A 23,130-nucleotide genomic window follows, 5' to 3' on the forward strand; every position below is an offset into this window, starting at 1 on the left:
TGTTTTTTCTCTGTTTGTATGAAACCACCCTGCATTACCCCTTATCCCCAGAGGGGGCCCCGAGTTCCCCAATCCCTTAGTGGCCAGTTGTAGAACAGACACGACAAGTTATCAATAAAGTAGCCTTCTAGCCATAAAATAATTTCAGTAAAAACCCTTGTAGAATGCGTATCTGGAACGGCAGTCTTTTCTAGCTTCTTTGAACACAATTCAATCAGCCAAAATTGACAGTCCACGTGTATTCTTTGTATCTTCAGATAAAATCAGAACTCATGATTCAAAGCATAAATCCTATTCCTGCCTTTGATATTAAACAGCAATATGCTTCCATAGAAGCAGAAGTAAGTACAGCCGTTTTAGAAATATTGGCTTCTGGCCGTTATATTGGTGGTTTACCAGTAGAGAGTTTTGAGCAGCAGTTTGCCGCATATCATGGTGTGAGTAATTGTGTAGCTTGTAATTCTGGTACAGATGCGTTATTTTTAGCACTCCGCGCTTTAGAAATTGGCGCAGGTGATGAAGTAATTACTACACCTTTCACTTTTGTAGCAACGGCAGAAGTAATCAGTGCTGTGGGTGCAAAGCCTGTATTTGTTGATATCGATGCTACAACTTTTAATATTGATTTACAGCAAGTAGCGGCGGCGATTACACCCCAAACTAAAGCTATTATCCCTGTGCATTTATTTGGACAGCCTGTGGATATGACGGCGCTGATGGCGATCGCTCAAAATCATAATTTAGCAGTGATCGAAGACTGCGCTCAGTCTACAGGAGCCAAGTGGGGAACACAAAAAGTCGGCAGCATTGGCCATATCGGTTGTTTTAGCTTCTACCCCACCAAGAATTTAGGCGCTTGTGGTGATGGTGGTGCTATTACCACAAATGATCCAGCAATTGCTGCTAAAGTAAGAATTCTTAAAGAACATGGACAAAAACATCGTTATCAGTACGAAAAAATCGGTGTTAACAGTCGTCTAGATGCCATCCAAGCGGCAATTTTGCTGATTAAACTGCGTTATCTCGATACTTGGAATCAGCAAAGACAAGCGATCGCATCTTACTACCAACGCTTTCTCAGTCAAATTCCTGGGATCATCCCCCCTCAAGAATTAGCTGGTAGCACTAGCGTTTGGAACCAATACACTATTCGCGTCTTAACAGAAGGACGTAATGGCACTAGTGCTGCATACAGAGAGGAGATACGCAATAGCTTACAAGCAAAGCAAGTAGGTTCAATGGTTTACTATCCTTACCCTTTACACTTGCAGCCAGTGTATCAACATTTGGGTTATCAGCCAGGACAACTACCAGTTGCAGAACAAGCCGGTAATGAGGTTTTATCTTTACCCATGTTCCCTGAACTAACAACCCAACAGCAAGATCAAGTGATTTATGCACTCAAGGATAGTGTTTTATGAAGGGAGTAGTCATTAGTCATTAGTCATTCGACTTCCGACTTCTACTCAGCACTCATACCATTTCACGTTAATCATGATACACATCATGATACACATAAATTATGTAGAGACGTTGCATTGCAACGTCTCTACTGTTTCACTCACAACTCCCTCACTCAACACTCACTACTCAGCACTGACTACTCTATTATTCCCCAATGCTTCCACTAAGCCGCGCACAGCTGCAATCATTGCCACTTCGCTATTGAGTTGGTTGATAGCAGAACCGACACCAATACCGGCTGCACCAGATGCGATCGCCAGTGGTGCAGTTACACTAGAAATACCAGAAGCACACAACACGGGTACTGATACAGCACGAGAAATTTCATAGGCTGCGGCTAGGGTAGGAGCAGCTTTTTCGATTAATCCCAAAGTTCCAGGGTGAGTAGGCTGGCTACTAGTACCACCCTCTGTCTGAATAATATCTGCTCCCGCTTTGACTAGTTCTTCCGCTAGCTGTACCTGTTGATCTAGTTCGAGGATATGGGGAACAGTTACAGATAGAGTGATTTCTGGTAAAAGCGCACGGGTTTGATGAGTTAGTTCCAGCACTTCTGCTGCGGCAAATATGCGTCCTTGAGCATAAAAAGTATCAAAGTTGCCGATTTCGATCAAATCTGCACCAGCTGCTACTGCTAAAACAAATTTTTCTGGTTCTACTGCTGATACACAAACTGGTAGACTGATCAACTTTTTGGCTAGTTGAACTAATGCCGGATCGGCTGCAATATCCACAAAAGTTGCACCACCTAGTTCAGCAGCTTTAACAATGGCGGCGATGCGATCGGCGTTAAAGTTATTTAAACCGCTAATTACTTTTAGTACACGGCGGTCAGTAAATGCACGTTGCAGTGTGGAGTACATTGCCATAATTAATCTGTTGAAGCTACGAATAATTAGGTTTATTTTACAGCCATTTTAGGCATACATAATTTTTATAAACTTAGATTAAGTTTAAATATGAATATATAACGAGTATTTAGTTTTTGTGAGTATAGCCTGTGCTTAGAAGTAAAAAAGCAGTACCTTTTAACAGTGAACAGTTATCAGTAAACAGTTATCAGTCAAGATAACTGTTTACTGGTTTAATCTTCTGGAATTCCATTACTGTTTACTTTTGCTTGTCTACATCAATAAGTTCCAGAATTAAATCGTATTTCTCTAACTGCGTAATAACTTGATTTTAAATTCAATCTTAATTACCAGAGACATAATTTAGAGCATTTATATGAATAAATAGGTATTAATATTTTCTTAACCCAAAAATATACGTTTTTAAATATAAATATTTTGATATTTTCTATATATAACTTCCGTAGTCTTACAGAGGTAGAAAAGTTTGCATATAGATTAAATTTACGTCTATGAACATAGGCATAATTATTTAAGATTAGTAATTTCAAAATATGCGAAGACGTAATTTTTTAAAATATGTAGTTTTATTTATTAGCGGTTGTACAGCAAAGATTAATTCTAGTAACAATAGTACAAACGCATCAACAATCATCGCACTCAAAAATCTTAGATTTACAGTTACAGATGTGAGTGGCATTGATAAATTAAAAAGAGATTATGGAGCTTTTAGTAATACATTAGCAGAAGTTTTAGGCATCAATATAGAACTTTTTCCTGTAGAAAATCCTACTGCCGCAGCACCAGCTTTATTAGCAAATAAAGTAGATATTGTTTTTGCAGGGCCATCAGAATACCTGATTTTAAATGCTAGAGCAAAAGCTATTCCGATTATTGGTGTCAAGCGCAAAAACTACCATTCTATCTTTGTAGTTCGTGCAGATAGCAATATCAAATCACTAGCACAATTAAAAGGTAAAACCATCGCTATGCGAAAAATCGGTTCTACTTCTGGTCATCTAGCGCCGACAAAGCTGCTAATAGATGCTGGATTAGATCCTAAAAATGATGTAAAAACTGTTTTTTTAGATGATAAAGGAGTTCAAGCTTTAAAAAAAGGTGAGGTAGATGTTTGGGCAACTGCATCTGATAGATACCAGAATATTTTAGATGCTGAAGGTTTATCGGCAAAAGATTTTACTATCATCTTCAAAAGTCCCCTGCTTCCCGGTGATGTATTTGTAGCTAGTAATCAGCTAGCATCTGACTTTATAGAAAGTATGCGATCGCAGATGATTAAAAATCAAGATAAACTCATTCAAAGTATGCTCACCGCCAAAGCTAATCAAAAGTATAAAGACTCAGAATTAGTGGTAGCTCAAGATGCTGACTACAATATGATTCGTGAAGTCTATCAAAAAATTGGACAAGGCAATTTTCTCTCATAGTTAATAATGTTAAATGAATGATAGGCTTTAGTCCAAGTAAATTTAAAAATGTAATTTTTCATCTTAGCCATTTCAGCCGTAACTGGAGTATTGCTAGAAAAATATATTTTGGCTATACCATTGCTCTTGGTACTGCTTTAATAGGTACTGCCAGTGGATTATTAATTGCCTATTATTATGAAATAAAAGCTTATAAACAGTTAAATTTATCTTATCAACAACAATATCTTTTAAAAGATTTAGAAAATGCAGTATCTAGGGCTAGACTGCATCCACAAAGATTAGTGCCTGTATTAGATGACTCTATCTGGTTGGAGTTTGAAAAAGATAAGTTTACAGAAGAAATTGAGCAAATAAATACACGTCTTTCAGACATAGAAATTTTTGTAAAATCTTACCCTAATGATTTAGCATTAAACTATCAAGAATATAATCAACTTTTAAAAAAATATCGTGACAATACAAACTTATACAATCAAAATATTAAAATACTTTGGTCAAGAATTGCCTCAAATAATTTACCTCTCAATCAACTATTGGTTGTACTTAAGCAGCAAAAAAGTATTGATATTGATATCAAATTTGAACAACTTTCCGATGAACTGATTCGGATTATAGGACACGCAGAAATCCAAAAAAATCAAGCATATACTAAATTTAATAATGCTCGAATTTTGCGATTAAAACTTATTGGCATAGGAATGCTTTTATCAACAGCGATCGCAGCATTACTGGCACTCATAACTAGTAAATTAATTGCCCGTCCTTTACAAGTAGTCACTAACATCGCCCAACAAATCACGCAAGAAGCAAATTTTCAAATGAGAGTTGATGTCATCAGTAATGATGAAGTAGGAACTCTAGCAAACTCTCTCAATCAATTAGTCAAATGGGCAGATGATTATACTCAAGAATTAAAACTATCTCATCAAACATTAGAACAACGAGTAGAAGAACGTACTCAAGAACTCAAACAAGCACATCAAACACTAGAACAACGAGTAGAAGAGCGTACAAAAGAACTGCAAAAAACCTTACAAGAATTGCAAGAAATGCAAGGACAACTTATTCAAAGTGAAAAAATGTCTTCTCTTGGTCAGATGGTAGCAGGTATAGCCCACGAAATTAATAATCCTGTGAATTTTATCTATGGCAACATTGAATGTGCTGATAACTATATTCAAGATTTACTACATTTAGTCAACTTATACCAACAAGAATACCCTGATCCTCACTGTATTATTACAGAAACAGTAGCAGAAATTGACCTAGAGTTTATTAGTAAAGATTTACTCAATTTATTATCATCCATGAAAATGGGTTCTGAACGTATCCGCGAAATTGTTTTATCTTTACGCAACTTTTCTCGCCTTGATGAAGCTGACATTAAAGAAGTAGATATTCATGAAGGAATTGACAATACACTTTTAATTCTCAATCACAGAATTAAGCTGGGCATAGATGTAATTAAAGAATATGGTCAACTACCTTTGGTTGAATGCTATCCGGCACAACTTAATCAAGTATTTATGAATATCATTAATAATGCGATCGATGCACTATTGGACGACAATAATAAAATCAGCAAAACAATATTGATATCAACCTCTTTGCTAGATAATACTTGTATCCAAGTAAAAATCAAAGATAATGGTTATGGCATTCCACCAGAAATTAAGAAAAAGTTATTTGATCCTTTTTTTACAACTAAGCCAGTCGGTAAAGGAACAGGGCTAGGATTGAGTATCTGCTATCGAATAATTGAAAAACATCAAGGTAAAATAGAAGTAATTTCTCAGTTAAATGAAGGTACGGAATTTGTGATAATTTTACCTATAAAAACACAGATAAATTAAATCAGTAATACTACTTTTCTAAACTTTGGCAACAGATTAAAACCCGGAAAGCCACACATAATCAGGATTTATTAATTACGTAGGCGCAAGCCTACTCTCCGAGTTCTCCTTTGGAGTACCCATAGGGTATTACGAATTACGAATTAGTATAAGTCGATGCTATTATATTTAAAGTATGTTAGGAAATTCTAATTTAGAGTGTGTTGTTACGTAGCTTAATGCAATCTCAACAATTTAAGGTGCTTTAGGCATAACACATCCTAAGAGGGTGTTGGAAAAGTTTCAGTAGGTATAAAAATGTCATTCTTCCTTACGCTCCGCGTCAGGAAGAATCTAGGTTTTGTGGCACATAACGAGATGTTTCATTCCGCTACGCTGCATTCAACATGACAAAGAAACAGACTTTTCAAACGTCCTCTAATGGCGTGGCAACGCTAAGATAGTTCATTAGGTGTAGGTTGGATTTAGCGCAGCGCCGCCAATATGGATCTCAAAAACTTCAGTTATATCCGATATACTAGTTTCGATACGTCTCAGACACATTCTTGTAGATTAGACTAAAAGCAATAGTCCTTCATAGGAATAAAGAAATTATGTCTTCATCAACTAAGGATAAGGGAAAAAAATACTGTAAATGGTTTTGGGATGAAACCCTTGGTGGAGAGTATGATACCTGGGGTACTAGCACCTACTTTATGGAGATAGTGGAAGTAGGTCATGATTTATATGTGACAAGACAAATAGAAGTCTACGCAAACGGTAATGTCTTGTTTTATGATGGTAGCCATTTTGCAGATAATTATGGAATGTTATGTGATAAACGACTAGAACAAGAAGATTTACGAGAATTTGGTATCACGCAAGCAGAGTTTGAACAAGTTTGGAATACAAGAAGACCCATGAATAGATGAGTTAAACTGATATTCTTTATGTAATTTTTCATAGTTATCTCATATTTTATAAAAAAGTAAAATCATCACCTGAGCTTTAAAGCTATTGTAAATAAATCTAATATTTTATCCAGATAAATTAATTGCTGAGTATATATAAGTTATCGGTAAATTTCCTTTTGCTAACACACTTGCTCAACCTGCTCTGTGGCAATATATATACGAATCCCATGCAATTTTTGTTAGAGACGTTGCATTGCAACGTCTCTACATAATTTATGTGTATAGGATTAGTATTTGATGATTGAAAAAAATCAGTACCAGTCAAGGCACTTCTTACCCCAAATTTCTCACGAAATTTATAAAACCGAAGCCTAGAGTCTGTAGGGGCGTGTTCATGAGATATTCGTGAATGATTGAAGCATATCTGTAAACCCGCCCCTACCGATTTGTGAGAAATGGAGGGTTCCTATATCTGCATGAAAGAAGTATGAGATTTTTGGGAATACTAGATATGTCATGCCAGTTAACAGGAATTTGTCAAATGTCCCCAGGTGAACGGAACAACATTATCAAAAATACAGTTCCGGTACAAGTTGCAAAATACTTAAAACAAGTAAAGCGCAATACCATTACCCATGAATTTGACCAAGATTTGCCGCTAGAACAAGAGGAAGATAAAAATCTCTCAGAGGCATATCAATTATTACGAACAGGAGTACAACAACAACAATCTGGAGATTTAATAGCAGCAGTAGAGTCACTGCAAAAATCTCTAGCAATGTTTGAATTGGCTGGGGACATACAGCAACAAGAACAGATACTAGCTTTTTTAGCATTAATAGCTTATTCATCTGGAGATTATAGAAATGCTATTGTTTACTCTCAACAGTGTTTATCTTTAGGGCCTATCTCAGATTCATCAGTCCGAATGCAAGTACTATCTCATCTGGGGAATGCTTACCGTCACCTGAATGAGCATAACAAGGCAACTGAATTTTTAAAAGAATGTTTACAATTAACCCAACAGTTACAAGATAAACGGAGTCAGGTTGCAGCTTTAAATAATTTGGGATTGGTTTATAAAGCATCAGGAAATTTGACACAAGCAATTGCATATCAAGAACATAGCCTCAAAATTGTCCAAGAACTCAAAGATAATTGGGGTATAGAACAAGTCATGAAAAACTTGGGGAATACTTGGTATGCTTTGGATAACTACCCCAAGGCGATCGCTTACTATGAGAAGTGTGTAAAAATAGCCCTCTCTCTCAAAAATCCTCGTAGTGCTGTTCAGGTACTAAAAAATTTGGGCAATGCTTGCTACGCCATAGGTGATTACACCAAAGCTATAAAATACTATGAGAAACGTTTACAACTCTCCCAAGAACTTAAAGATCAGCGTGCTGAAGAACAGTCCCTCGCTAGTCTAGGAGTTACTTGCGAAGCCTTGGGAGATTATAAAAGAGCAATTACATACTATGAAGCACGCTTATTATTAGCTGTAAGTCTCAAAAATTGCCGCATGGAAGAACAAGCACTCGCTAGTCTCAAAATTGCCTGTTATGCCCTCGGTGATTACGCTAAAGCTATGCAATATCAAAAAGGCATCTCTACAGATATCTAAGTAACTGTATCATCCTGGAAATTCACTGATAGAATAAGAATCTAGTCAATACAAGTGTTGAGTAACAGTATTTGTCGGCAATACATACCTGACAAAAGTCATAACTAATTGCACTCAGGCAGATTCACTGTCACCAAACCAAATTATCTGAATTTTCATGAGTAGCGAAATCCAACTCAGCCTCTTTAACGAACAACCAAACCTGGATCAACAAGAGCTGATTCCCACAAATGCCAAAATTCCAGTTCCACCTGGAACATATACAAGTATGACCGAGTTGACACACCACTGCAATCAGTGTCAACGCTGCGGATTAGGTAACACCAGGACTCATGCAGTTGTCGGACGGGGAAATCTCCAAGCAGCTATTATGGTTGTGGGAGAAGCACCAGGACAAAACGAAGACGAAACAGGCTTACCCTTTGTCGGTAAATCTGGACAATTACTAGAGAAAATCCTGGCTTCTGTCAATCTCAGTACTGACAATGATGTTTACATTTGTAATATCAATAAATGTCGTCCACCTGAAAACCGAGTCCCAACGCCCGAAGAAATAGCAGCTTGCAAACCTTACCTGTTAGAACAAATTCGCCTGGTTAATCCCAAGATAATTTTGTTAACTGGTGCAACAGCTGTGAAAGGTTTGACTGGTGACAAACGAGGTATTACCAAAATTCGTGGACAGTGGTTAGAGTGGGAAGGACGTTTGTGTATGCCGATTTTCCACCCTTCGTATTTATTGCGTAACCCTTCCAAAGAACAAGGGAGTCCCAAGTGGTTGATGTGGCAAGATATACAAGAAGTCCGAGCTAAATACAATGAAATCCGGGAAAGCAATTGAAAAAGCTGAGAAAGATATGGTTTCTGGCTATGACTGCATTCATAGTTTTTGCATTAGTTGCAAGTAATCAGCTGCATCATTCTCAACTAGTTACTAATACTCAACAATTCCCTGAGTGTACAATTGCTGACTCTACATCTTGTTATCATTTTTATACTGCACCAATTCAGCCAAATTCGACTATTCCCCAAACTGAACAAGAACGATTTTTATCAGCGATCGCTAAAAATTTAACCACAATTCCTCAGCCAGGAACTTACGAATATATTTTACTGCGTGCTTACGGTGCTGCTTTTGTAGATCAAGATCCTACAGTCAAATTTCCCACTACAGTTCTGTTTAACAATGAACAGGAAACCCAAGGATTTCAAACTACTTTAATCATGGATAAAGTAAATAACACCAATAATTGTTATTTACAAAAATCAGCAGCAACAGCTTTAAATAAAGCCCGTTCTTTACAGAATATCCCCTTAAAATCTGGCTATGGTGCTAGTGATTGTACACGCAATTTTGCAACAAATTTAAGATTTTGGCAAAAATATGCTAATAGATATACCTTAGATAAGGTCAGGCAAGGAAAAGAAACAGCAATACTGGGAGTAGTCGCGCCTCCTGGAGCCTCACAACACCTGTGGGGATTAGCAATTGACTTACGAGTTTCTAATTCTCAACAAAGGCAAGCACTCTATGAAAATGGTTGGTTTCAAACGGTAGAAAATGATGTCCCCCACTGGACTTATCTGGGTGTCAGTGAAGCGAATTTACAAAACTTGGGGTTAAAAAATAAAATTGTCAGAGGCATTACCTATTGGGTGACACCAATTTAACAGTTAACAGTTATCAGTTAACTGTTTTAAACTTTTTCCACATTATCTCAAAAGCAGTAGCAGAGATTACCCAAAAAATTGCAAAATAAATACAGTTCGTTGTGGTAACTACCTACAAATGCCTACTACACTGGCTGACGTACAAAATTTACTTTCTGACTTCATCACCCGTTACTCATCACGGGTAGATTATTTGATGATTCGCTTAGAGGAAGCAGAAGGAACTGATATCTTGTTGCGTGGCGACAAGGTAGAAACCCTCAGCGAAGGTATCTCCATTGGGGGACACGTGCGCGCTTGTTATAAGGGTGGTTGGGGGTTGAGTTGCTTTAACCAATTAGCCACAATTAAAGAACGGATTGAAGAAGCCGTTGCCGCCGCCCGCATGGTTGGTGATGAGGAGACAATACTTGCCCCGATTGATCCCGTACAAGCATTATGCAGTTTACCTTTAACAGGTACAGATCCGCGCCATGTACCTTTATGGCAAAAAAAACAGTTGTGCGATCGCTATACTGAAGTGTTGAAAAGCATTGACAATCGCATTACTACTACCTCAGTTCGTTACAGCGACAGCGCCCAGAAAGTGATTATTGCTACCTCCGAAGGGACTCTGATTGAGCAATCTTGGGTAGATATGGAAATGCGCTTTGCCGCTACAGCCAGGGATGGTGAAACTGTACAAACGGGTAGGGAAACCACAGGTTCTCGTAAAGCCTACGAAGACTTAGTTAATTTAGATACTCAAGTTGAAAGTGCAGCACAAAGAGCTGTTGCAGCCTTATCTTTACCATCAGTCAAAGGTAATATTTACACAGTCGTCATTGACCCAATTTTAACTGGTTTGTTTGTCCATGAAGCTTTTGGTCATCTTTCCGAGGCTGATATGGCTTACGAAAACCCAGATTTACTAGAAGTGATGACTATTGGTAGGCGATTTGGCCCAGAAGAGTTACAAATTTTTGATGGTGCAGCCCCAACTGGACATCGAGGTAGCTATCTTTATGATGATGAAGGCACACCAGCTACAACTACTCAACTCATTAAAGATGGTATTTTGGTCGGACGCTTACATTCACGGGAAACCGCAGGCAAGTTAGAAGAAACACCCACAGGTAATGCGCGTTGTCTGAATTATCACTTCACACCAATTGTCAGGATGACTAATACCTGGATTGCTAGGGGTACAACACCAGTAGGCGATTTATTCACGGGTATTAAAGAAGGAGTTTACGCTCGTAATTGGTTAGGTGGCATGACAAATGGAGAAATGTTTACCTTTAGTGCTGGGGAAGCCTGGATGATTAGAAACGGCAAAATTGCCGAACCTGTAAAAGATGTGACGCTTTCGGGGAATGTGTTTCAAACTCTTGCAGATATCGAAGCCATTGGGAATGATTTTTATTGGGATGAATCCGGTGGCTGTGGGAAAGGTGGACAAAATGGTCTACCTGTAGGTTGTGGTGGCCCCAGTCTGCGAATTCGGGATGTGGTTGTTGGAGGAGAGATATAGGTCAAGTCGCTTCTCTACGAGACGCTACGCGAACGCTCCAATTCAAAATTCAAAATGACGCGACGCTCCTGCGTCGCTAACGCTGCGCTATCGCGGACTCGCTAACGCTGCGCTAACAAAATTCAAAATTAAAGACAATTCAGTTATCAGTTAACGCTGATTCAATTATCTTGACTGATAACTGTTCACTGTTAAAGTGGGGGACTTAAACCCAATTATCTTGACTGATAACTGTTCACTGTTAAAAAGGGATAAGCGATCGCCTATCCCACAATTCTACATTTGAGTTTTCAACCTGAATTTAGGTTCCACTAGTCCAGGAATTGATGTACTCAATTTGGTCTGGTGTCAAACTATCAATGGTGATACCCAATGCTTGTAACTTTAAGCGAGCGATTTCTTGATCAACTTCCGTGGGAACTGAATGTAAACCAGCCGCTAATTTACCTTTGTTCTTGACTAGGTATTCCACAGCTAAAGCCTGATTGGCGAAGCTCATATCCATCACCGCACTAGGGTGTCCTTCCGCCGCAGCGAGGTTAATTAAGCGTCCTTCACCCAACACAATCACGGATTTACCGTTGTTGAGTTTATATTCTTCAGTGAAGGGGCGTACTTGCTTGACTTCTTTAGCTTGACTAGCCAAGTATTTCAGGTCAAGTTCAATATCAAAGTGACCAGAGTTACAAACGATCGCACCATCTTTCATGGTATCAAAATGTTCACCACGAATGACGTGCTTGTTACCAGTCACAGTCACGAACAAATCACCTTGAGATGCAGCTTCCGCCATTGGTAGGACACGGAAGCCATCCATCACCGCTTCAATCGCTTTGATGTGGTCAATTTCGGTGACAATTACATTAGCACCCATCCCACGGGCGCGCAAAGCTGTACCTTTACCACACCAGCCGTAACCGACAACAACCACAGTTTTACCAGCAAGGAGAATATTTGTCGCCCGGATAATCCCGTCGAGAGTTGATTGTCCTGTACCGTAGCGGTTATCAAAGAAGTGCTTGGTGTCAGCATCATTCACATTGATGGCGGGGAAAGTGAGAACGCCATCTCTAAACATAGCCTTGAGTCGGACAATTCCCGTTGTGGTTTCTTCCGTAGTCCCAATTAAATCCGCAATCTGATTTTGACGTTCTTGAATCAGCGTTGCCACCACGTCGCTACCATCATCAATGATAATGTTGGGGCGATGATCTAGCGCAATTTGCACGTGACGATTGTAGGTTTCGTTATCTTCACCTTTTTGGGCAAACACCGGAATTTCATGATCAAGGACGAGACTAGCTGCTACGTCATCTTGAGTTGATAAAGGATTACTCGCAATTAACAGCGCGTCTGCACCACCAGCTTTCAGAGCGATCGCTAAGTGTGCTGTTTCTGTCGTCACGTGGGCGCAAGCTACAAGGCGAAGCCCCGCAAAGGGTTTTTCTTGGGCAAAGCGATCGCGGATTTGCCGTAATACTGGCATTTCCCGTCCAGCCCATTCAATGCGCTGTCTTCCCAAGGGAGCGAGGGCGAGGTCTTTAACCTCGTGCTTTAATCGGGGAGAAGTTGCGGTCATGAAAAATTCCTCAAAAAATTCACAAAAGTTACGTAAATGCTTACGCACTCTACTAGATTATTCCATCACTAGCGATTTTGGGGGCTAATTAACCAAGAGCTAGTAAATAGTTCTCTAAACTAACGTCACGTAGCTTTAGCATAATATCAACCCTATCCCCAGCTTTTTTCTTTTAACTTAATTTTTGGTACAAGTATTACCAATGATGTCATCTATCTTGAGTGGTGAGTGGGGAGTGAGGGAGTGAGGGAGTGATGAGTGCTGAGTGCTGAGTGATGAGTGGGGAGTGAGGGAGTGAGGGAGTGATGAGTGGGGAGGGATGGAGAGAAAAACTCAACCTTAGATAGGTACAATTACTGATGTTGATCATGGAAGATAACCTCGTTTGTCAATCCTAATTACGAATTACGAATTACGAATTATTTAAGGAGGTGTTGGAGTGTATTTGCGATTTTTGGCGATGATGGGTTCAATGGCGATAACTGTTGTTTCCCTAACCAAAGCCACAGCTCAGATGCCGTTTTTACCACAGCTACAAGTTCCCAGTAGTATCAGTAACGAATCAGATAACAGGATTATATCGGGCTGGGTTTATTTGGATGGTCGCCGTTTATTTCAGATCGGAGCTACGAAAACTAATCTTCCACAACGGATACAAAATATTGAGCAGAATTTGCACGAAATTACCCAAAATTATGTCCGATCATCTGCACAACAAGCCCAGGTACGAGTCCGTACACTCAATGGATTGCCGGTAATTTACGTCAACGATCGCTACTTAATGACTATCACCCCCCAAGATGCTAGCTTGGGGCAAGGCGATGGGTTTACCCTAGCCAATAGCATCACCGAGTCGTTGCAACAGGACTTACAAAGAGCCAAAAGAGAGCGACAAACGCAATTTCTCATCGATCAGAGTAAAATTGCCGGAGCGATCGCCCTAGCAATGATTCTTACCAGTTGGGGTGTAACTCGTTGGCAACGTCGTGTCATCAAGCACTCTACACAATCTGATCCGGAAACCCCACCAGTAGCAAAACAGATTACCACGCAACTGAATCAACAACAGCACCGACATCTCCAAGAAGTTAAAAGACGGCTATTTCAACTCACCCAAGCTGTAATTTGGGGCGGGGGAAATTTCATCATTTTGGGTTTATTTCCTTACACACGGGGGCTACAAGTAGCAATTCTCACCGCCGCCCAAGTTCCCTTACGGTTAGCAGTAGTTGCCGTGGGGACTTATGTCGCTATTCGCTTTAGTTATGCACTCATCGATCGCTTTACCACCACCCTAATCAGCAGTGGTGCTTTACTCACCCCAGAAGCTTCAGAACGTCTACAGCTAAGAGTTTCGACATTTTCGGGCGTGACTAAAAGTATTGCCACGAGCGCCTGTGTAGGTGTTGGTATATTATTTGCGCTGATCTCCTTGGGTGTAGATATTGTGCCTTTATTAGCCGGTGCTAGTTTAGTCGGTGTGGCTGTATCGCTGGCTTCGCAAAACTTAATTAAAGATGCCATCAATGGCTTTTTGATCATCTTAGAAGACCAATATGCTTTGGGTGATGTGATTGCTGTGGGTAACGTTGGCGGTTTAGTCGAAAATCTCAACTTGCGGATGACTCAAGTCAGAGATTCTGAAGGACGGTTAATCACCATTCCCAACAGCGAAATTAAAATAGTTGCCAATCTTTCGAGTCGTTGGTCTAGAGCCGATTTAACTATACCAGTAGACTATCAAGCCGATATTAGTAAAGCTTTGCAGTTAATTAAAGATGTAGCTGTCCAGATGGATCATGATCCCTTATGGCAATGGCAAATCATCGAAACACCCCAGGTTTTAGGCATCGAAAACTTTGGCGATCGTGGTTTAATTATCCGTGTCTGGATTAAAACCCAACCTCTCAAGCAATGGGACGTAGCACGAGAATACCGCCTCCGTCTAAAAATCGCCTTCGACCAAGCAGGTATCGGCATCCCCGTACCCCAGCAAGCCATCTGGGTCAACGAAAATCATTTGTTACACCATGAAGACAATGGTAAATAGAGGTTAGAGGTTACAGGTTACAGGTTACAGGCTACAGGTTACAGGTTAGTACTGTTTACTATTTACTCAGCACTCCCTCACTCCCTCACTCCTGTTCTTCAACAAATATTGTCGCCATTTTTCCTGCTGGCGCAATCTTTTATCCTCAGTCAGAGTGTCAAAACAGTGGGGACAAGAAATACCTTCCTCATATTTAGCTGATAACTTATCTTCCTCCAGCAGGGGATGTCCACAACAGAAACATAAATTGTGGCTTCCCATTTCCAAACCATGATTCACCGCTACTCGTTCATCGAAAACAAAACATTCTCCTTCCCATAAGCTTTCTTCTGCTGGGACTTCTTCTAAATATTTGAGGATACCGCCCTTGAGGTGATAAACTTCCGCAAAACCTTGAGATAGCATGAAGGATGAAGCTTTTTCGCAACGAATCCCACCAGTACAAAACATCGCTACTTTTTTATGCTGACTGGGGTCGAGATTATTGCGTACATATTCGGGAAATTCTCGAAAAGAATCCGTGTGGGGATTTTGTGCGCCTTTGAAAGTACCGATATGTACCTCATAGTCATTACGAGTATCAATTACGGTAACTTCTGGGTCAGTAATTAAATCATTCCATTCTTGTGGGCTGACATAGATACCAACCTGTTGATTGGGGTTAACTTCCGGCAAACCCAAAGTGACAATTTCTTTTTTTAACCGCACCTTCATCCGTTCAAATGGTGGGTTGTCAGCAGTTGATTCTTTATGTTCTAAGTCTGCTAACCGGGGATCAGCACGGAGATAAGCCAGCACCGAGTCAATTGCTGGACGCGAACCTGCGATCGTTCCGTTGATCCCTTCTGAAGCTAATAGAATCGTTCCCTTAATATCTTTTTCTAGACAATATGACAACAACGGCTCTTGTTGGAGTTCAAAATCCAACAAACTTACAAATTTATAGAATGTGGCAACGATTTGAGTATTTTCTTGGTGCATCCCTTTGTCAAAAGCAGAATTTTCAGTTAATATGATGAGACTACTAACTTTAATTTTATGGGGGTTTAGCTCAGTTGGTAGAGCGCCTGCTTTGCAAGCAGGATGTCAGCGGTTCGAGTCCGCTAACCTCCATTAGTAATTCATACCTAATGAGATTCATGTTGCGTAGAGCGCAGCGCCACCCAACACGGATCTCAAAACCCACTATAGCCGTTTCCCACGTTGTGCAGACTGGCGTTCAAAATCAAGTTTTTTTGGACTATTGACCCTTACGGGTGACGCTCCTTCTCCCAAGGGGAGACGCTACGCGAACGTCGCTAACGCTTCGCTAACGATAGTTGCTTTCCGACGCAAGGCGACACGCCACTCCCTCAAGTCAAGCCACTGCGTTGCGGGGGTTACCCCCGTTGTAGCAAGTGGCGCGGGAAACCCGCCCACGGGGGTGGCTCAGGAACGCACTATCTCACTATTGACTATTGACAAAAAAGCCAGAAAATTTGGTAACACTGCGTAAGTCCTATAAGAGATGGATTTATCAGTCAGCAAGAGACGTATTTATCATAAAAATATATTTTAAAATAATTTCTTTATATTAACTTAACTTATAAATTAACAATTAGTAACTTTACGGGTATAGATCCGGAATTAGTTTTGGGAACACTTAAGTACGAGGATGGGTTAGGCCGCTAGTACGGAAATTAGTAAGCCTTTAACTTGTCTCTGTTGGCTTTTTGGATTTAACTATCCGGATTTTTTAGCGAATAACTGTAGAGAAAAATAGGGTTAAGTAAACGGGCAAATTTTTGTGAAAACAATGTTTTATACATATAAAAATTTTATATGCACTTAATTTGTAAGCTCTTAAAACCTATTTCTGACATCTCTCATGGCTTAATGTTTCCGACAGAGACATTGCTAAGAATCTTAGCATTACTTAGCAAAACCCAGCAAGAAACAATAAATCAGCATCTGTTCTAGCAAAGTTCAGACGCAATTCATAGAGAAAATACCCAAACTAGGTAAGAGAATAACCAGAGTGCAAATAAATGAAAAAAAATTTACCAGTATTTATTGGTTCAATCAAAGTCTTCCTAGAGCCTAATCAACTAGATGCTCCACTAGAAGACAGGTTAGACCAGATTTTAGACCAATCTAATGTTTTGAGAAATCAGGTATTAAAAAATCTTGCAGCTTGCTAGATATCACTTGCACAAACCTTCTAAAAGATACCTTGAGTGTAGTGATCATCTATCTACAGCAAGATTAATTGTGAAAACGATAAATGGCAAATGTAACTAAATGTTCTATTGAAGAGTAATTCATCGACTTTAAGATTATGAAGACAATTATGTTAGTAAATTTTTGTGATGAACGCGGTAGTGGTAGATAGGACGAGTGTCAAATTCTTCCTCGACTATCGGTAAAATTTTTATCATCATCAAGTAGAGCTTGATTGGGTATAACGCTAGTAGTGCTGATAAATTTAGGAACAGACTAATGTACTTTGGGTTGAATTTTTTATTATTGCTACTAGCGCCACAAAGGTACTTTACTGAAATAGCAAACCTAATACTACTGAAGTACTGGAGAGCGTTTTTACCCAATTTTCAGCCAAGCCATTTAGATATTAGTAGTGAATTCACTGATATTACAATTGAATGGCGTAATTTCAGCTTGACGAGTACCATCATCACCGTAGTTTAAACCTACGTGAATATAACTACTGGGTTTATAAGGCATTCGTTCTGCCCATTCAATCGCTACAATACCTGGGTTCACTTCAACACCTTCCCAGTAAATTTCTAAGTTTAAAGCTAAAACTTCCTGTGCATCTAAGCGATATAAATCAAGGTGATAAAGAGGAATACGTCCTTCGATATATTCATTAATTAAAGTAAAAGTAGGGCTGACAATCGATTCAGTAATGCCTAAACCTTTACCCAAGCCTTGAACTAGTGTAGTTTTACCAGCCCCCAAATCACCTTCTAGCAAAACTACACTACCGGCACTCAAAGTTTGCCCAAGCATGAAACCTAACTTTAGCGTCGCTGCTGTATCAGCCAGAAGAATTTTCATAATTTACTGTCTTAAAGAGAGAGGCTAGAGTCTAGAGGCTAGAGAAGACAAAAACAATTCAGGACTTACGCAGTGTCACCGATTTCCCGCACTTTTTGTCAATGGTCAATAGTCAATAGTCCAAAAAAACTTAATTTTGACCATTGACTATGGACTATTGATCACCCTAGTAAGGGTTTTTATCTTCGGTGCGTAAGTTCTACAATTGACCAATGACCAATGATCAAACAACTCATTTCCCATGATGTGTGCCACCATACCACTTCAACAAAACTCGTGCTAGCTTCTGGGGGTTATGACGGACAAAACCAGTCTCATCTTCGTATAAAACGTTAGCTAAGACAACTCTTCTGCCTAGTTGGGATACAGCTTCTCGATCGAAGAAAACAGGATGGGAATTTTGTTGGGCATAGCGGATGAGTGATTGAGCCGAGGGAGATTTTTTGTGTACTAGTACAGCATCAAACAGTTGTCTTTGCCCACAAGCATTGTCAATAGCGCGGATGTGGTCAGCAACAGTATAGCCTTGAGTTTCCCCTGGTTGGGTCATGATATTGCAGACATAAATGCGGGGGGCTTGTGTTTCGGCGATCGCATCAGCAATTTCTGTCACCAGTAAGTTAGGAATCAAACTAGTATAAAGACTACCAGGGCCAATAATAATGTAATCAGCTTCTTTAATCGCCTTAATCGCTGCTGGCAAAGCTGGAGGGTTGGCAGGAAAGCAGCCAATTTTCACAATTTTACCACCAGCCTTGGGAATGCTAGATTCACCCTCAATCCGGCGACCATCGGCTAAATCTGCCCAGAGACGCACATCACTCAACGTTGCAGGCAAAACCTGTCCTCGCACCGCCAACACCTTAGAACTAGCCGCCACAGCCTGTTCCAAGTCACCAGTGATCTCACTCATCGCTGTTAAGAACAAATTGCCAAAACTATGGCCTGTCAATCCATCCCCAGCCCGAAAGCGATATTGAAATAATTCTGTTAATAACTTTTCCTCATCTGCCAAAGCTGCTAAACAATTGCGAATATCTCCTGGTGGTAAAACACCAAACTCCTGACGCAATCGCCCAGAAGATCCACCATCATCAGCTACCGTCACGATCGCTGTAATATTAGCACTATAGGTTTTTAACCCTCTGAGTAATGTAGACAGTCCTGTACCGCCACCAATGACAACTATTTTTGGCCCCCGATACAATCGACGATGGGCTAACAAGACATCAATTAATTCTTCTTCCGCATCTGCTGGTCTTAGTACCTGAGTGATGGAACCGACGGTGCGCGTCTGTCCCCACAAAAGTAACAACAGACCACCCAAAATCACTAAAGGGCCGCTGATATAGTTGGGTAAAATGTTGGCTATGGCTCCTAAAAAACCCCTAATCAACTCCAACATCCAAAAAATTGGGGTCAGCTTTACCCAAATAGCTAACCCCAGAATGGCCAAAAGCACACCCCCAACACTAATCAATAACCAACGTTTAATCGATAGTCCAGGGGATAACCATTTGAACCACTGGTTCACCCGATAGGAAGTTCGACTGCGGGACTGTTGTTGCAGCGCGTGGAGTGCTTGTCTGAGAAACCCGATTGACATACCTGATTTGGAGCCGTGGTACAAACAATAAATAACAGAAAACGTACACTAACTGGTTTTAACACCAAGCATGAAGTTATGGAATCAAGAATTCCATCTAGACTAGAAGCAAGTCATCAAATTTGCCAGTGTTATCTAAAAAACTATAACTTGGCTTGGTAAACGAGAATTTAATGGAAAAACGAATTTTAGGATTAGATCCCGGACTCGCAATTCTAGGCTTTGGGGCAATTACTTACAAAACCAGCCCCACCCAAATACAGGGTACAACAGTAAATACCTTGGATTTTGGAGTGATCAGCACCTCAGCAGATATGGAAGTAGGACAACGGTTGTGTATTTTGTTCGATGACTTGCACACCCTGATTGACAATATACAACCAGATTTGGTTGCAATTGAAAAACTCTTCTTCTATCGTATGTCAAGTACTATCCTTGTGGCACAAGCTAGAGGTGTACTTATGTTAGTCTTGGCACAGCACAATTTACCCTATGTGGAATTCACCCCAGCTCAAATTAAACAAGCTTTAACAGGTTACGGTAATGCTGATAAAGCAGAAGTGCAAGAGGCGGTAGCACGAGAGTTAGATTTAGAGCAAATTCCTAAACCAGACGATGCGGCTGATGCTTTGGCTGTAGCTTTGGCAGCCTCGTTTCAGTTATAGGTCAATAAGGTTCAGTTAGCGTTAAAAACCTTAAATTGTGTAGGTTGGGTTGAGCCATAGCGTTAACCTAACACTTTAGAAAATATTGGGTTGTGTTCCTCTAGTGGCGTGGCAAGCTTTAAATGTGGCGATAGATTTTTATTTTTGTAGGGTGCGTTAACGAAGTAACGCACCGTCTTAATCTCATTGGCGGTGCGTTGCTTTAGAAAATATTGGGTTTCGTTCCTCTAGCTTCTAGCCTCTTTTTTTATTTTGTAAAGAACAATACCTAATTCAAACCCAGGCTGATAACCTCCATACTCTTGTTCATACGGAAGTAACTTGTCGGCACGACCTACATTGACTTTACTTAATAGGTCACGTAATCTGCTTATGGCTACTTTCAGAGGAGAATTTTGGTTGCTGCTACCTTCTAGTTGCACTCCAGTACGCAAACGCAATCTACCATCTGTATCATGACCAAAGGCAAAATCTTTCACAGCTAAAGGATCATTTTTAGGAATGTTATCTACTTGCCTTTTTAATTTACGTCGTGAACAATGATAATCTTGCTCACGAATAATTACTTCATGTTGCAGTACCGTTTTTTTTGCCAAAAAAGCTAATATTTTGAAAGCACTTGAGCTAGTTTTAATCTCCTTGATCTGGTCAAGTTTTTTAGAACCACGCATTTCTAATAGTACAGATTTCTCCTCAGCCGCGTTCCACAATTCATCCAGTGTTTTTTGTTTTTGTTTGACTATTTTTAAGTACGCAGCTATAGGCAAATATTGCTTTTTAGCCATTTTCAACTCTTCAGCTACAACTTCATATACAGCACTTTGTACCCCTAAACCAATTAAAACTTTTGGTATAGTGATAGTAGCTTTTTCCGAAGAGTCAGGCTGTTTAAGTAAGTCTATGAGCCAGCCATAAGAACTCTCAAGATCGTCATCGATATCTGATTTGTGGATGATATCAATAACCCCTTTTTGTCGCCGTAGCTTTGCTGTTTCTTGTCTAAATAGTTGGTTATCACCATGAGAACGGGAAACCGGCGCTGCTGTCACCACGATAATTTTCATATCAGGGCGTTGAGTGCTAATTTCTCTAATAACACCCTTTCCTTGCCATCGCTGAAGTTCCCGTTGCTCCTCGGCTACAGGAACAGGAGGGACATAAAGGATCTCATCAATTAGTGCAAACTTAATAGATGAGTTAGTCTTTGCTATTTTGATAGCATCTGTAGCATCTTGAGTCGAATGACAGCGAAAACCTGCTTGTTGTAAACGCCGTTCATGCAGTGCTAGCCAACGTTCATCATCATCTAATACTAAAATAGCTGAATCAATCACACTCTCACCCTTTTAATAAGAAGAAATAAATTTTTCCCCAGTAGCCTGCAATAAATCTTGCAAATGATTGAATGCTGTCTCCAGTTTATTTATCGCTTGATATCTTTGTTCATGATCCTGAATACTAATATTGTTGAGTGCTGTTTGCAAGTGCTGTTGTAATTGTTTATTTTCATCTCCAATCTTCACAACTGTATGACAAGCTACACGAGCATCTGCTCGCCATTGTTCAATAGCTTGTTCTATCTCTTTGATTCTCATTGCATCTTCATGAGGTAACTTCTTCAGATGTTTAATATTCTCCAGACATGATGTTATTTGCATATTCCTCATTTTCTGCACAGCTTTTAATTCTTTTTGTAGGAATTGCAAGTTTTCTGGTTCTAGAGGTACTAGCTTGGCTAGCTGATTGAGCAAGAGAGGAAGTGCTGTGTGAGTATCAAAACAATCATGAGAACCTTCTCCAAAGCGCAAAACTCTATACTGCTGCTTTAAGAGCGAAAAAGGAGTGGAACTTAACACTAAAACAGCACCACTAAAGCCTTCTAATCTCAGTTTTGGTATGTGTGACAACTGGCTTTCTGTGATGACGATAACAGATTTTTTATTAGTCTTACGATGATGTCGATATTTATTTTCATCAATCAAGAAAATGGGAATTCGTAGCAAGGTAGACACTACCATAGCTGTAGCGGTACTTGTGCGGCTACCTTTAATTGCTAGGATGGAATTAAACTGCACTGGAATGGGAAGTGAAGATAAATCTATAGGTTGTAAACATGGCTGAGGACTGAGAATTTGATGGGCTGCTTTAACTATATCTGGAGTGATGGGTTTTACAGAATTGATTAATAAACAAATATGCTTGATTAAAGTAATAATCTCTTGTTTATCATGGTTATTTCTCCTGGTTATTTGCCACTCACTATCTAATGCACTCATTAGGCGATCGCCTTGATTTTGGTTATACTCATAAATCCCTAAACCTTGTAGCCACCATGATGAATCCCATACTTTTGGTTGCTGTAAATAGACTGTTAAATAAGCCTGACAAAGTAGTGATATGGCTGGCAATAATTCTAAAGTTTGGCAGCATATAACAGGTAAACTTAAATATTTTCCTGTTATATAATTAGCTATCTCTTGAATATCTTTTGATTTAATCGCAAAATCAGGTGCTGTTTGCCGTAATATCGGCAGTATCCCTTCTTGGACTTCAGGCGTACCAGGCGTATTGAACTCAAAAATATATTGAGATTTCACAGGACAATTACGCCAAAGCAGATGATCACTAGAGTGAAAAAATATTGCATCTACGGACTGAGGCAATTTACTCTCCGGGATAATTACGCCCTCTGTATCACTATGATTAAATTTTCGATAATCACTGTTGGAAGCAATCACATATACTTCATGAAAGTTATTTAACAAAATCTCTGCCCAGAGAGAACTTCTATTATCTCTGCAAATTACACAAGCAGTTAGGGGAGGCTGATCTAAAGATATATTATTCATCATC

At 39.7% G+C, this 23,130-nt stretch carries 18 protein-coding genes and 1 tRNA gene; 12 read left to right on the top strand and 7 right to left on the bottom strand.

Annotated features, from left to right (window positions below; translation table 11 throughout):
• Nucleotides 1–272: 272 nt before the first annotated feature.
• A complete protein-coding gene (locus FD725_RS19155) occupies nucleotides 273–1,421 on the top strand; it encodes a DegT/DnrJ/EryC1/StrS aminotransferase family protein (protein WP_179049612.1) in 1,149 nt (382 codons plus the stop codon).
• 165 nt (nucleotides 1,422–1,586) lie between these two features.
• Here FD725_RS19155 and FD725_RS19160 read toward each other — a convergent pair whose 3' ends face one another.
• Nucleotides 1,587–2,333 carry a DUF561 domain-containing protein gene (locus FD725_RS19160; RefSeq protein WP_179049613.1) on the bottom strand — a complete coding sequence of 249 codons (747 nt, stop codon included), beginning with the start codon at nucleotides 2,331–2,333 and terminating at the stop codon, nucleotides 1,587–1,589.
• A gap of 536 nt (nucleotides 2,334–2,869) precedes the next feature.
• Here FD725_RS19160 and FD725_RS19165 point away from each other — a divergent pair.
• From FD725_RS19165 to FD725_RS19195, 7 genes are all read left to right on the top strand, one after another.
• Nucleotides 2,870–3,763 carry a phosphate/phosphite/phosphonate ABC transporter substrate-binding protein gene (locus tag FD725_RS19165; protein WP_179049614.1) on the top strand — a complete coding sequence of 298 codons (894 nt, stop codon included), beginning with the start codon at nucleotides 2,870–2,872 and terminating at the stop codon, nucleotides 3,761–3,763.
• Nucleotides 3,764–3,780: 17 nt separating this feature from the next.
• Entirely contained in the window at nucleotides 3,781–5,619 is a 1,839-nt protein-coding gene (locus FD725_RS19170; protein ID WP_179049615.1) for an ATP-binding protein, read from the top strand.
• A gap of 593 nt (nucleotides 5,620–6,212) precedes the next feature.
• Nucleotides 6,213–6,530, top strand: a complete 318-nt coding sequence (locus FD725_RS19175) for a hypothetical protein (RefSeq protein WP_179049616.1) — start codon at nucleotides 6,213–6,215, stop codon at nucleotides 6,528–6,530.
• Nucleotides 6,531–7,053: 523 nt separating this feature from the next.
• Entirely contained in the window at nucleotides 7,054–8,136 is a 1,083-nt protein-coding gene (locus FD725_RS19180) for a tetratricopeptide repeat protein (RefSeq protein ID WP_179051594.1), read from the top strand.
• Nucleotides 8,137–8,293: 157 nt separating this feature from the next.
• Nucleotides 8,294–8,977 (top strand): uracil-DNA glycosylase family protein, encoded by a 684-nt coding sequence (locus FD725_RS19185; RefSeq protein WP_179049617.1) that lies wholly within the window; start codon nucleotides 8,294–8,296, stop codon nucleotides 8,975–8,977.
• 29 nt (nucleotides 8,978–9,006) lie between these two features.
• The gene (locus FD725_RS19190) at nucleotides 9,007–9,807 is read left to right on the top strand and encodes a D-alanyl-D-alanine carboxypeptidase family protein (RefSeq protein WP_179049618.1); all 801 of its coding nucleotides are present in this window, start codon (nucleotides 9,007–9,009) and stop codon (nucleotides 9,805–9,807) included.
• Nucleotides 9,808–9,925: 118 nt separating this feature from the next.
• Nucleotides 9,926–11,320 (top strand): TldD/PmbA family protein, encoded by a 1,395-nt coding sequence (locus FD725_RS19195; RefSeq protein ID WP_179049619.1) that lies wholly within the window; start codon nucleotides 9,926–9,928, stop codon nucleotides 11,318–11,320.
• 301 nt (nucleotides 11,321–11,621) lie between these two features.
• Here the strand turns inward: FD725_RS19195 and ahcY are convergent, their stop codons facing one another.
• Nucleotides 11,622–12,899: an adenosylhomocysteinase gene (ahcY, locus tag FD725_RS19200; RefSeq protein ID WP_179049620.1), complete on the bottom strand. Its 1,278-nt coding sequence runs from the start codon at nucleotides 12,897–12,899 to the stop codon at nucleotides 11,622–11,624.
• Nucleotides 12,900–13,359: 460 nt separating this feature from the next.
• Between ahcY and FD725_RS19205 the strand changes: the two genes are divergently transcribed.
• Nucleotides 13,360–14,949 carry a mechanosensitive ion channel family protein gene (locus FD725_RS19205; protein WP_179051595.1) on the top strand — a complete coding sequence of 530 codons (1,590 nt, stop codon included), beginning with the start codon at nucleotides 13,360–13,362 and terminating at the stop codon, nucleotides 14,947–14,949.
• 66 nt (nucleotides 14,950–15,015) lie between these two features.
• Here FD725_RS19205 and FD725_RS19210 read toward each other — a convergent pair whose 3' ends face one another.
• On the bottom strand, nucleotides 15,016–15,930 hold the full coding sequence (locus tag FD725_RS19210; RefSeq protein ID WP_179049621.1) for a rhodanese-related sulfurtransferase: 915 nt from the start codon (nucleotides 15,928–15,930) through the stop codon (nucleotides 15,016–15,018).
• 59 nt (nucleotides 15,931–15,989) lie between these two features.
• Between FD725_RS19210 and FD725_RS19215 the strand changes: the two genes are divergently transcribed.
• Together FD725_RS19215 and FD725_RS19220 are read left to right on the top strand one after the other, a co-directional pair.
• Nucleotides 15,990–16,062: transfer RNA gene (locus FD725_RS19215), tRNA-Ala, on the top strand.
• 914 nt (nucleotides 16,063–16,976) lie between these two features.
• Nucleotides 16,977–17,129 (top strand): hypothetical protein, encoded by a 153-nt coding sequence (locus tag FD725_RS19220; protein WP_179049622.1) that lies wholly within the window; start codon nucleotides 16,977–16,979, stop codon nucleotides 17,127–17,129.
• Between the two features lie 421 nt (nucleotides 17,130–17,550).
• Here the strand turns inward: FD725_RS19220 and tsaE are convergent, their stop codons facing one another.
• Both tsaE and yvcK read right to left on the bottom strand, forming a co-directional pair.
• On the bottom strand, nucleotides 17,551–18,006 hold the full coding sequence (tsaE, locus tag FD725_RS19225) for a tRNA (adenosine(37)-N6)-threonylcarbamoyltransferase complex ATPase subunit type 1 TsaE (RefSeq protein WP_179049623.1): 456 nt from the start codon (nucleotides 18,004–18,006) through the stop codon (nucleotides 17,551–17,553).
• Nucleotides 18,007–18,238: 232 nt separating this feature from the next.
• Nucleotides 18,239–19,612 (bottom strand): gluconeogenesis factor YvcK family protein, encoded by a 1,374-nt coding sequence (gene yvcK, locus FD725_RS19230; RefSeq protein ID WP_179049624.1) that lies wholly within the window; start codon nucleotides 19,610–19,612, stop codon nucleotides 18,239–18,241.
• A gap of 173 nt (nucleotides 19,613–19,785) precedes the next feature.
• Here yvcK and ruvC point away from each other — a divergent pair, with 173 nt between their 5' ends.
• Entirely contained in the window at nucleotides 19,786–20,277 is a 492-nt protein-coding gene (gene ruvC, locus FD725_RS19235; protein ID WP_179049625.1) for a crossover junction endodeoxyribonuclease RuvC, read from the top strand.
• A gap of 227 nt (nucleotides 20,278–20,504) precedes the next feature.
• Here ruvC and FD725_RS19240 read toward each other — a convergent pair whose 3' ends face one another.
• Together FD725_RS19240 and FD725_RS19245 are read right to left on the bottom strand one after the other, a co-directional pair.
• Nucleotides 20,505–21,611: a hypothetical protein gene (locus FD725_RS19240; RefSeq protein ID WP_179049626.1), complete on the bottom strand. Its 1,107-nt coding sequence runs from the start codon at nucleotides 21,609–21,611 to the stop codon at nucleotides 20,505–20,507.
• Nucleotides 21,612–21,623: 12 nt separating this feature from the next.
• Entirely contained in the window at nucleotides 21,624–23,129 is a 1,506-nt protein-coding gene (locus FD725_RS19245) for a hypothetical protein (RefSeq protein ID WP_179049627.1), read from the bottom strand.
• Nucleotide 23,130 lies beyond the last annotated feature (1 nt).

Origin of the sequence: Nostoc sp. TCL26-01 (genome assembly GCF_013393945.1) — a bacterium.
In the GTDB taxonomy this organism is placed as follows: domain Bacteria; phylum Cyanobacteriota; class Cyanobacteriia; order Cyanobacteriales; family Nostocaceae; genus Trichormus.

What these genes read in the sequence shown, in the direction of transcription:
- FD725_RS19175 (WP_179049616.1), top strand. Translation starts at nt 6,213, where the DNA reads ATGTCTTCATCAACTAAGGATAAGGGAAAAAAATACTGTAAATGGTTT.
- ahcY (WP_179049620.1), bottom strand. Translation starts at nt 12,899, where the DNA reads ATGACCGCAACTTCTCCCCGATTAAAGCACGAGGTTAAAGACCTCGCC.
- yvcK (WP_179049624.1), bottom strand. Translation starts at nt 19,612, where the DNA reads ATGTCAATCGGGTTTCTCAGACAAGCACTCCACGCGCTGCAACAACAG.
- FD725_RS19180 (WP_179051594.1), top strand. Translation starts at nt 7,054, where the DNA reads ATGTCCCCAGGTGAACGGAACAACATTATCAAAAATACAGTTCCGGTA.
- FD725_RS19190 (WP_179049618.1), top strand. Translation starts at nt 9,007, where the DNA reads ATGACTGCATTCATAGTTTTTGCATTAGTTGCAAGTAATCAGCTGCAT.
- FD725_RS19205 (WP_179051595.1), top strand. Translation starts at nt 13,360, where the DNA reads ATGATGGGTTCAATGGCGATAACTGTTGTTTCCCTAACCAAAGCCACA.
- tsaE (WP_179049623.1), bottom strand. Translation starts at nt 18,006, where the DNA reads ATGAAAATTCTTCTGGCTGATACAGCAGCGACGCTAAAGTTAGGTTTC.
- FD725_RS19165 (WP_179049614.1), top strand. Translation starts at nt 2,870, where the DNA reads ATGCGAAGACGTAATTTTTTAAAATATGTAGTTTTATTTATTAGCGGT.
- ruvC (WP_179049625.1), top strand. Translation starts at nt 19,786, where the DNA reads ATGGAAAAACGAATTTTAGGATTAGATCCCGGACTCGCAATTCTAGGC.
- FD725_RS19155 (WP_179049612.1), top strand. Translation starts at nt 273, where the DNA reads ATGATTCAAAGCATAAATCCTATTCCTGCCTTTGATATTAAACAGCAA.
- FD725_RS19160 (WP_179049613.1), bottom strand. Translation starts at nt 2,333, where the DNA reads ATGGCAATGTACTCCACACTGCAACGTGCATTTACTGACCGCCGTGTA.
- FD725_RS19245 (WP_179049627.1), bottom strand. Translation starts at nt 23,129, where the DNA reads ATGATGAATAATATATCTTTAGATCAGCCTCCCCTAACTGCTTGTGTA.
- FD725_RS19185 (WP_179049617.1), top strand. Translation starts at nt 8,294, where the DNA reads ATGAGTAGCGAAATCCAACTCAGCCTCTTTAACGAACAACCAAACCTG.
- FD725_RS19195 (WP_179049619.1), top strand. Translation starts at nt 9,926, where the DNA reads ATGCCTACTACACTGGCTGACGTACAAAATTTACTTTCTGACTTCATC.
- FD725_RS19210 (WP_179049621.1), bottom strand. Translation starts at nt 15,930, where the DNA reads ATGCACCAAGAAAATACTCAAATCGTTGCCACATTCTATAAATTTGTA.
- FD725_RS19220 (WP_179049622.1), top strand. Translation starts at nt 16,977, where the DNA reads ATGAAAAAAAATTTACCAGTATTTATTGGTTCAATCAAAGTCTTCCTA.
- FD725_RS19170 (WP_179049615.1), top strand. Translation starts at nt 3,781, where the DNA reads ATGATAGGCTTTAGTCCAAGTAAATTTAAAAATGTAATTTTTCATCTT.